This is a genomic window from Brevibacillus gelatini, assembly GCF_003710935.1.
In the GTDB taxonomy this organism is placed as follows: Bacteria; Bacillota; Bacilli; order Brevibacillales; family Brevibacillaceae; genus Brevibacillus; species Brevibacillus gelatini.
Window position 1 is genome coordinate 122,338 of sequence record NZ_RHHS01000015.1, and the last position, 10,863, is coordinate 133,200.

Consider the following 10,863-nt stretch of genomic DNA (forward strand, 5'->3'; position numbering starts at 1 on the left):
AGTTTGAGGTGCCGCAATGAGCGTATTTAGCAAAGAACAGGTCCAGGATATGTACGTTTTAACACCGATGCAAGAGGGAATGCTGTTTCACGCCTTGCTCGACCAGGAACAAAACTCGCATCTCGTACAGATGTCCATTTCGCTGCAAGGTGAGCTTGACGTCGGTTTGTTTGCAGATAGCCTGCGTGTGCTGGTAGAGAGATATGATGTATTCCGCACGTTGTTTCTCTATGAAAAGCTGAAGCAGCCGTTGCAGGTCGTATTGAAGGGACGTCCGATCCCCATTGAAATTCACGACTTGTCTGCCTGCGACGATTCCGAGAAGCATGCCCGCTACATGCAATACAAACGGGCCGATCAGGCGAAAACTTTTCATCTGGCCAAAGACCCATTGATGCGAGTGGCCATTTTTCAAATGTCTCCGCAAGACTATCAGGTCATCTGGAGCTTTCATCACATTCTTATGGACGGCTGGTGCTTCAGCATCATTTTTGATGACCTGCTTGCCATCTATTTATCTTTGCAAAACAAGACGCCGCTCTCGCTTGAGCCGGTTCAGCCGTACAGCCGCTTTATCAAATGGCTGGAAAAACAGGATAAACAGGCCGCGCTCCGCTATTGGAAAGACTATCTGGATCACTATGAACAAAAGACAGCCTTGCCGAAAAAGCAAAAGCCTGCTGCGAACGCTTTTCAGCCAACCCAATATCGCTTTGCTTTCGACCGTACCCTGACCCAACAGCTCGGGGCGATCGCCAGTCAAAATCAGGTGACGTTATCGACGGTGATTCAAACGATCTGGGGGATTCTCCTGCAAAAGTACAACGCTGCCGATGATGTGCTGTTCGGCTCCGTTGTGTCCGGACGCCCGACAGAGATCGTCGGAATCGACAAAATGGTCGGTCTGTTTATCAATACGATTCCATTCCGCGTGCAAGCGCAAGCCGACCAGACTTTTTCCGGCCTGCTGCAGGATGTGCACAAAAAGACGCTGCAATCCCGGCCGTACGAGCACGTGCCTTTGTACGACATTCAAAACTTGACGGATTTGAAGCAAGAGCTGATCGACCATCTTATGGTCATTGAAAACTATCCGCTGGTCGAGGCGCTGCAGCAAAAAGCGCAAACGCAGCCGATTGGCTTCACCATTACCGACGTTGAAATGTTCGAGCCTACCAATTACGACCTGACCGTCATGGTAATGCCGAAGGAAGAAATCGCCTTCCGCTTTGACTACAATGCGGCCTTGTTTGAGGAAGCAGTCGTGCAAAGAATGGCAGGACACATCCGGCAGATCGCCTCTTGCGTAGCGGCCAATCCGCATGTCGAGCTTCGCCGGATTTCGATGCTGACAGAAGCGGAAACGGTGCAGCTTTTGGCAAAACGGACGGAAACAGCGGCTGACTATCCTGCCGCCACCATTCACGAGCTTTTCGCCCGGCAGGCAGAAAAAACGCCCGAGCAAGTCGCCGTTGTTTTCGGTGACCAGCACCTGACGTATCGGGAGCTGGATGAAAAGTCCAACCAGCTCGCCCGTTTTTTACGCAAAAAAGGCATTGGCGCTGACAGCCTTGTCGGCACGATGCTGGAGCGGTCGCTGGAGATGATCGTCGGAATCCTGGGCGTCCTGAAAGCAGGCGGCGCATTTGTGCCGATTGACCCGGAGCTGCCTGCGGAACGAATCGCCTACATGCTTACGCATAGCGGCGTGCAGTTGATCGTGACGCAAGATCACCTGCTGGAAAAAGTGACCACTCCTACAGAAAAACTGGACATCCAGAAACCGGCAATCTGGCAAGAGGACAGCGCCCCAGTCGAGTCGGTCAACCAGCCGCATGACTTGTTTTACATCATCTATACGTCCGGCACGACAGGCAAACCGAAAGGCGTCATGCTGGAGCATCGGAACATGGCGAACCTGCTGCAATTTACTTTTGACAAAACGAATATCGCTTTTCAGGAAAAAGTGTTGCAGTACACGACATGCAGCTTTGACGTTTGCTACCAGGAAATTTTCTCCACGCTGCTAGCCGGGGGACAGCTTTACCTCATCACGAACGAGCTGAGACGACATGTGGAAAAGCTGTTTGCGTTCATCCAGGAAAAACAGATCAGCATTTTGTCTCTCCCCGTGTCTTTCCTGAAATTTATTTTTAACGAAAAAGACTACGCGCAAAGCTTCCCGCGTTGCGTCACGCACATCATCACCGCCGGAGAACAGCTCGTCGTCACACATGAGCTGCAAAAATACCTGCGCGACCATCACGTATTTTTGCACAATCACTACGGACCGTCGGAAACGCATGTCGTGACGACCTGCACGATGGACCCGCGCATGGAGATACCTGAGCTGCCGCCAATCGGCAAACCGATCAGCAATACGGGCATTTACATTTTGGATGAAGGGCTGCAGCTGAAGCCGGAGGGGATCGTCGGGGAGCTGTACATTTCCGGGGCAAACGTCGGAAGAGGGTACTTGCACCAGCCGGAGTTGACGGGAGAGAAGTTTCTCGAAAATCCGTACCAGCCTGGCGAACGGATGTATCGAACAGGTGATCTGGCCCGCTGGTTGCCGGATGGCCAGCTCGAATTTTTGGGGCGGATCGACCATCAGGTAAAAATCAGAGGACACCGCATCGAGCTGGGCGAGATCGAATCGCGCCTGCTTAACCATCCGGCGATCAAGGAAGCGGTAGTCATCGACATCGCAGACGAGACAGGCGGAAAGTCTTTGTGCGCCTACGTCGTTTTGCAAAGCGAAATTAGCGACGAAGACATGCGGACGTACTTGGCGCGCGCCCTGCCTGAATATATGATCCCTTCCTTTTTCGTGAAGCTGGAGCGGATTCCGGTGACACCGAACGGAAAAACAGACCGGAGAGCATTGCCGAAGCCGGAGGGACGTGCAGTGACGGGAGCGGAGTACGTCGCTCCGACAACCGAGCTGGAGCAAAAGCTGGTCGCGATCTGGGAGCAAATCCTTGGCGTGACGCCGATTGGCATTCTGGATGATTTTTTCACGCTGGGAGGCCATTCGCTAAAGGCGATTCAGCTTGTTTCCCGCATGCAAAAGGAATGCAAGGCAGATGTACCGCTGCGCGTGCTGTTTGACAAGCCGACGATTCAAGCGCTCGCCGCGTATGTGGACGGGGGAGCGGAAAGCGAGTATCAGGCCATTCCACAGGCTGAGCCGCAGGCGTATTATCCCGTATCCTCTGCGCAAAAGCGGATGCTCATTTTAAATCAGCTCGACCCCGACAGCACGGTTTACAACCTGCCAGTGGTCATGATTCTCGACGGAAAGCTCGATCAGGCGCGATTGGAGCAAGCCATTTCCGGCTTGGCGGCATGCCATGAGTCGATGCGTACATCGTTTCACACGATCAACGGCGAGCCGGTTCAGCGTATCCATGCCCAATGCGAGCTGCCGATTGTCTATCTGGAAGCGGCAGAAGAGCAATTGGACGAAGTGATCCTGTCGTTCATGCGTCCGTTTGACCTGGAAAAAGCACCGCTATGCCGGGTGGGACTGGTTAAGCTCCAGGAGAACCGCCATGTGCTCGTTATCGACATGCACCACATCATCTCGGACGGCGTATCCACGCAGCTTATCCTGCATGACTTCGCCCGTCTGTATCAGGACGAAGCCTTGCCAGAGCTGCGCATTCAGTATAAAGACTTCGCCGTTTGGGAAAAAGCGCGGACACAAACGAGCGAGTACGCCAAACAGGAAGCGTATTGGCTAGAGCGATTCGCAGGCGAAATTCCGGTTCTGAACCTGCCGCTCGATTACCCGCGCCCCTCTGTTCAAAGTTTCGAGGGCGAACGTTATTCCTTCCGGGCGGAAAAACAGTTGCTGGATCGCTTGCAGCGCGCAGCGAAAGAAACGGGCGCGACGTTGTACATGGTTCTTTTGGCCGCCTATCATGTGCTGCTCAGCAAATACTCCGGGCAGGACGACATGGTGATCGGCACCGTGACTGCCGGCAGAGCGCACCCTGATACGGAGAAGATTACGGGGATGTTCGTCAACACGCTGGCGATGCGCAACCAGTCTGCGCCGACGAAAACGTTCAAGCAATTTTTGCTGGAGGTCAAAGACAATACACTCGCCGCTTTTGAGCATGGGGAATATCCGTTCGAGGAGCTGGTTGAAAAGCTGGCGATTTCCCGGAACCGGAGCCGTAACCCGCTGTTCGACACGTTGTTCATTTTGCAAAACATGGATGCCGGTCTGATCGAGCTGGACGGCGTGACCGTGACCCCGTACGTGCCACAGGGGAACATGGCCAAATTCGACCTGTCCCTGGAAGCAAGTGAAAGCGAAGCAGGACTTTCCTTCTGCTTCGAATATGGCACGAAGCTGTTCAAGCGCGAGACGATTGAGCGCATGTCGCTTCATTACTTGCAAATCCTGCAGGCAATCGGTGAAAACATGGAGCAGCAACTGGCGAAAATCGAGATGCTGACCGACCGGGAGAAGCAGCAGTTGCTCGTCGACTTCAACGACACCGCAACGGTAAATCTGTCTGAAAGCACGCTCTCGGAATTGTTTGAAGAGCAAGTGCGTAAAACGCCTGAACAGACAGCCATCATACTGGGCGACAAACGATTGACGTACCGCGAGCTGAATGAGCGGGCCAACCGGCTCGCGCACACCTTGCGGGAAAAAGGCGTGCAGGCCGAGCAAAGCGTAGCGATTATGGCGCAAAGGTCGCTGGAAATGATCGTCGGCATTATCGCCGTTCTGAAAGCGGGCGGAGCGTATGTACCGATTGATCCGGATTATCCGGCGGAGCGCATTGCGTATATGCTGGAAGATTGCGAAGCCCGGCTGGTGCTTGCGCAAAAACATTTGCGCGAAAAGCTGACCGCAAATGTGGAGCTTTTGGATCTGGACGACGAGCAAGCCTACTCGCCGCATGCTGAAAACCTGGAGCCGACGCACACTGTGTCCGATCTCGCTTACATCATCTACACGTCCGGTACGACAGGCAAGCCAAAAGGCGTCATGGTGGAGCATCGGGGGATCGTCAACAGCGTCCTTTGGAACAGGGACGAATTTGCCCTTTCTGGTAAGGACAGGGGGACACTGGCTCTCTCCTTTGCCTTTGATGCCTTTGCCCTTACCTTCTTTACCCTGATTGTATCCGGCTCCACCGTCGTCCTGATGCCAGACGAGGAAGCCAAAGACCCGATCGCGCTGCGCAACCTGATTGCCACCTGGGAATGCAGCTACGTTGTTTTCGTACCGAGCATGTTCCAGGCGATATTGGAGTGCAGCCGTCCGGATGACATCCGTTCCATTCAGGCGGTCATGCTCGGCGGCGAAAAGCTGTCGCCGAAGCTCGTGCAAATGTGCAAAGAGATGCACCCGCAAATGCTTGTCATCAACGCATACGGCCCGACGGAATGCAGCGTCATCGCTACCTACCTGCGAGATACCCGGCCGGATAAACCGATCACCATCGGCCGTCCGGTTGCCAACACCAGCATTTACATCGTCGATCAGAACCATCAGCTGCTGCCTGTCGGCGTCGTCGGAGAAATATGCATCGGCGGCCGCGGCTTGGCACGGGGTTACTGGAAAAAGCCAGAGCTTACAGCAGAAAAATTTGTTGAAAATCCTGCTGTTCCGGGAGAACGCATGTACAAAACAGGCGATCTGGGCAGATGGCTTCCGGACGGAACAATTGATTTCGTAGGGCGGATCGACGAGCAGATCAAGGTGAGAGGATACCGGATTGAAATCGGGGAGATTGAAGCGGTTCTGCTCGCCCATGAAAAGACGAATGAAGCGGTCGTCGTCGCCTATCAGGACGAGCGCGGCGATTCCTACCTGGCTGCGTATTTCACGGGGAAAGCGCCGATTGCAGAATCCGAGCTTCGCGCGCATCTGTCCCGGGAGCTTCCGGCCTACATGGTCCCTGCCTATCTCATCCAACTGGACGCTCTTCCGCTTACGCCAAACGGGAAGGTAGACCGCAAAGCACTGCCCAAGCCGGATGGCAAGCCTGCGACTGCAGGAGCGGAGTATATCGCACCGGCTACAGAAGTGGAAGCGAAGCTGGCCGCGATCTGGGAAAACGTACTCGGCATTTCCGGCGTCGGCGTGATGGATAACTTTTTTGAGCTCGGCGGCCATTCCTTGAAAGCAATGGCGGTTGTAGCGCACGTGCATCGGGAGTTTCAAACCGATCTTTTGCTAAAACAGTTCTTCGCCGAGCCGACCATCCGCGGACTGTCCCGCCTGATCGAAAACACCGAACATGCAGCCGTGGCCGCGATTCAACCGGCAGCGCCGCAAGCGTACTATCCGGTATCGTCCGCGCAGCAGCGAATGTACTTGCTCCACCAGCTCGAAGGGGCCGGAATCAGCTACAACACACCGGGCATGATTATGCTGGAAGGCAAGCTGGACCGCGAGCAATTGGCGAATGCGCTGCAAGCACTGGTGGATCGTCACGACATCTTCCGGACTTCCTTTGAGATGGTGGGAGATGAGCTGGTGCAAAAGATTCATGAGCACGTGACTGTCGACCTGCCGTACGTGACGGCAGAGGAACAGCAGATCGACGAGCTTTTCCACTCGTTTGTCCGTCCGTTCGATCTGTCGGTCCCGCCGCTTTTGCGCATGAGTCTGGTGCAACTCGCAGATGAACGTCACCTGCTGCTGTACGACATGCACCATATCGCTGCCGATGCGGCATCCGTCACCATCGTGTTCGATGAACTGGCCGAATTGTACCAGGGCAAAGATTTGCCGAAGATGCACCTGCAGTACAAAGATTTTGCGGTCTGGCAAAAAGCGTTGTTCCAGTCGGATGTGTTCCAGAAGCAAGAAGCGTATTGGCTCGACACATTCGCCGGAAACATTGCCGCTGTCGATCTGCCGACAGATTTTCCGCGTCCAGCCGTGAAAAGCTTTGAAGGCGGGCAAGTCACCCTGTCCATGGACCAGCAGCTTCTCGATGCGTTGCGCGAACTGGCCGCGAAAACGAACACGACATTGTTCATGGTCTTGCTCGCGGCGTACAACGTACTGCTTGCGAAATACTCGGGACAGGATGACATCATCGTCGGAACGCCGATCTCCGGCAGACAGCGCGCCGAGCTTGCCCCTGTCGTCGGGATGTTTGTCAATACGCTTGCGATCCGCAACAAACCGACTGCGCACAAGAGCTTCACGCAATTTTTGCAGGAGGTCAAGCAAAATGCGCTGGACGCTTACGATCACCAGGACTACCCGTTTGAAACACTGGTAGAAAAGCTGGGCATTCCGCGCGATCCGGGCCGAAATCCGCTGTTTGATACGATGTTTATTTTGCAAAAGGACGACCTGTCTGAAAAAGCGCTGGATCAGCTCGTCTATCGCCATTACGAATCCGCAGGCGCGCTTCCTGTCGCGAAATTCGACTTGTCTTTCCACCTGACAGAGCGGGAGTCCGACCTGTTCTTGCGACTGGAATACGGCACGAAGCTGTTCAAACAGGAAACGGTAGAGCGCATGGCTGGTCACTACATGCAAATTTTGCGGGCCATCACGGCAAACCCAGACAGCGAGCTGCAAGAAATTGAGATGCTGACAGAGGCAGAAAAGCACATGCTGCTGGTGACGTTCAATGAAACAGAGGGCGAATACCGGGCAGAGCAAACGATCCAACAGCTCTTTGAAGAACGGGCACAAGCAGCGCCCGAGCAAACCGCCCTCGTATTCGAAGAAAAGCGAATGTCGTACCGGGAGCTGAATGAACGAGCGAACCAGCTCGCAGCCGTTTTGCGCGAAAAAGGAGTTGGGCCAGACAGCATTGTCGCCTTGCTCACAGAACGCTCCGCGGAGATGGTCATCGCCACGCTTGCCACGTTGAAGGCTGGCGGCGCGTTTTTGCCCGTCGATCCTGATTATCCCGAAGAACGAATCAGCTACATGTTGGCGGACAGTCAGGCAAAGCTTGTGCTGACGCATGCGCACCTGCTGCACAAAGTGAGCAGTCAGGTCGAAATCGTCGATGTGGACGACTGCAACCATTATGCGCCGCAGACAGAAAACCTGCCTTGCGTAAACAAGCCGTCCGATCTGGCTTATATCATCTACACGTCCGGAACAACCGGCAAGCCAAAAGGGGTCATGCTGGAACACAAAGGGGTAGCCAATCTGCAAAGCGTATTTGCCAATCAGCTTGGCATCACTCCGCAAGACCGGGTAGGGCACTTTGCCAGCATTTCGTTTGACGCATCGGTGTGGGAAATGTTTATGGCCTTGCTGACAGGCGCGACTTTGTACGTCTTGTCCCGAGACATCATCAACGATTTTCAGCAATTTGCCAAATACGTTCGCCAAAACGCGATCACCGTTCTCACCTTGCCGCCGACGTATGCCATTTATCTTGAGCCGGAGCAACTGTCGACTTTGCGCGTACTGATAACAGCCGGATCAGCTTCCTCTGCCGCACTGGTGGACAAATGGAAAGAAAAAGTGACCTATATCAACGGATACGGCCCGACAGAAAGCACCATTTGCGCGACGCTTTGGAAAGCCGCCCCGGATGAACAAACCGAGACGATTCCGATTGGCAAACCGATTCAAAACAGCAAGCTGTACATCGTGGATGAACAATTGCGTTTGAAAGCGCCTGGTCAGATCGGCGAATTGTGCATCGGCGGCGTGTCGCTGGCAAGAGGCTACTGGAACCGTCCGGAGCTGACCGCTGAGAAATTTGTCGACAATCCGTTCGTGCCCGGAGAAAAAATGTACCGGTCAGGTGATCTGGCAAGATGGCTGCCGGACGGAAATATCGAGTATGTGGGCCGAATCGACCACCAGGTGAAAATTCGCGGCCACCGGGTGGAGCTGGGCGAAGTAGAGAGTGTGCTCTTGCGGTATGAAACGGTCAAAGAAGCAGCCGTCATCACGCATACGGATGACCGCGGCCAGGCTTACTTGTGCGCTTACTACGTCGCAGACGGGGAAGTCACGCCTGCACAGCTTCGCGCGCATCTGGAAAAAGAGTTGCCGCAATACATGGTTCCTGCCTTCTTCATCCAGCTGGAGAAGATGCCGCTGACACCAAATGACAAGATTGACCGGAAAGCACTGCCGAAGCCAAGCAAGGACGAGAAGCGGGAGGAATATACCGCGCCGCAAACCGAGCTGGAACAACTGCTGGCTGACATTTGGGCAGACGTTTTGGGCGTCGGGCAAGTAGGAACAAAAGACAACTTCTTCGAGTTGGGCGGCGATTCCATCAAAGCGATCCAGGTATCCACACGCCTGAATGCAGCAGGGTGGACGCTTGCGATGAAAGAGCTGTTCCAATACCCGACCATCGAAGAAGTCGCCGTTCACGTCGTCCCGAACATGAGAGAGAGCGAACAGGGCGTTGTAGAAGGCGAGATTGCCCTGACACCGATCCAGCGATGGTTCTTCGAGCGCAATTTCACGGATCGCCATCACTGGAATCAGGCTGTCATGCTGTACAGCGCGGATGGTTTTGAGGAAAAACTTGTCCGGCAAGCGTTCCAAAAAATCGTCGAGCATCACGATGCGCTGCGCATGGTTTACAGGCAAGAGAACGGGACGATCAAGCAAATCAATCGCGGACTGATCGAGGAGGGCTTCCGCTTCTATTCCTACGATTTGCAGCAGCATGAAAACAGCGAGGCGCACATCCTCGAGCTGGCTGACCGCATCCAAAGCAGCATCGACCTGGAACAGGGCCCACTCGTCCATCTGGCTCTTTTCTCTACAAAAGAAGGCGATCATTTGCTGATTGCGATCCACCATCTGGTCGTGGATGGCGTCTCCTGGCGCATATTGTTCGAAGACTTTGCATCGGCCTATGCCCAGGCGCAAAAGCAGCAGGAAATCGTCTTGCCGAAAAAGACGGATTCCTTCAAGGACTGGGCAGCTCAATTGCAAAGGTACGCGGACAGCGACGAGCTGCTTCGGGAAGTGCCGTACTGGCACAACCTGGAAACGACAACCGCGCCTGCGGCATTGCCAACTGACTTTGACACCGCAGATCGCAAGCAAAAACATACGCGCTTGTGGTCGTTTGAACTGACAGACTTGCAGACGGAAAACCTGTTGCGCCATGTCCACCACGCCTACCACACCGAGATGAACGACCTGTTGCTTGCAGCCCTTGGCTTGGCCGTAAAAGACTGGGCGGATACGAACAGCGTCGTCATCAATCTGGAAGGCCACGGGCGCGAAGACATCCAGAACGAGATGAACGTCACACGGACGGTTGGCTGGTTCACTTCGCAATATCCAGTGGTGCTCGACATGGAAAAGGCCGAGGACTTGTCCTACCAGATCAAGCAAGTCAAAGAAAGCTTGCGCCGGATTCCGAAAAAAGGGATCGGCTACGAGATTTTGCGCACGATGACGACACGCGAGATCCAGCCGCCACTGTGGTTTGCGCTGCGGCCGGAAATCAGCTTTAACTACTTGGGCCAATTCGAGTCGGAGGGCAAGACCGGGGGATACACGTTCTCGCCGATTGGAACGGGCCAGTTGTTCAGCCCAGAATCGGAAAGAGTGTTCCTGCTGGACATTTCCGGCTTGATCGAGGCTGGCAAGCTTCGCATCAGCATCGGTTACAACAGCCTCCAGTACAAGGAAGAAACCATTGCAAGCCTGGCAGACCGCTATCGAAATCACTTGCTTGGCATCATCGAGCATTGCATGGCAAAAGAGGATAGCGAGTACACCCCGAGCGATCTGGGGGATGACGAACTGTCCATGGAAGAACTGGAGAACATCCTGGAACTGATTTGACCAGGCGACAGAAGAAGTGCTTTTTTCCTCCAATAAAAGCCGGGCACGCTGCGCTTTTATTGGAGGCCCCCCTCTTCAAA

1 protein-coding gene is annotated in these 10,863 nt (G+C 54.3%); it reads left to right on the top strand.

What is annotated here, in order from left to right:
- The first annotated feature begins 16 nt into the window (after positions 1 to 16).
- On the top strand, positions 17 to 10,783 hold the full coding sequence (locus tag EDM57_RS05730) for a non-ribosomal peptide synthetase (protein ID WP_122903814.1): 10,767 nt from the start codon (positions 17 to 19) through the stop codon (positions 10,781 to 10,783).
- Positions 10,784 to 10,863: the final 80 nt, after the last annotated feature.

Bases quoted from the DNA above. Each gene is read 5' to 3' on its own strand.
- EDM57_RS05730 (WP_122903814.1), top strand. From the start codon at position 17: ATGAGCGTATTTAGCAAAGAACAGGTCCAGGATATGTACGTTTTAACA.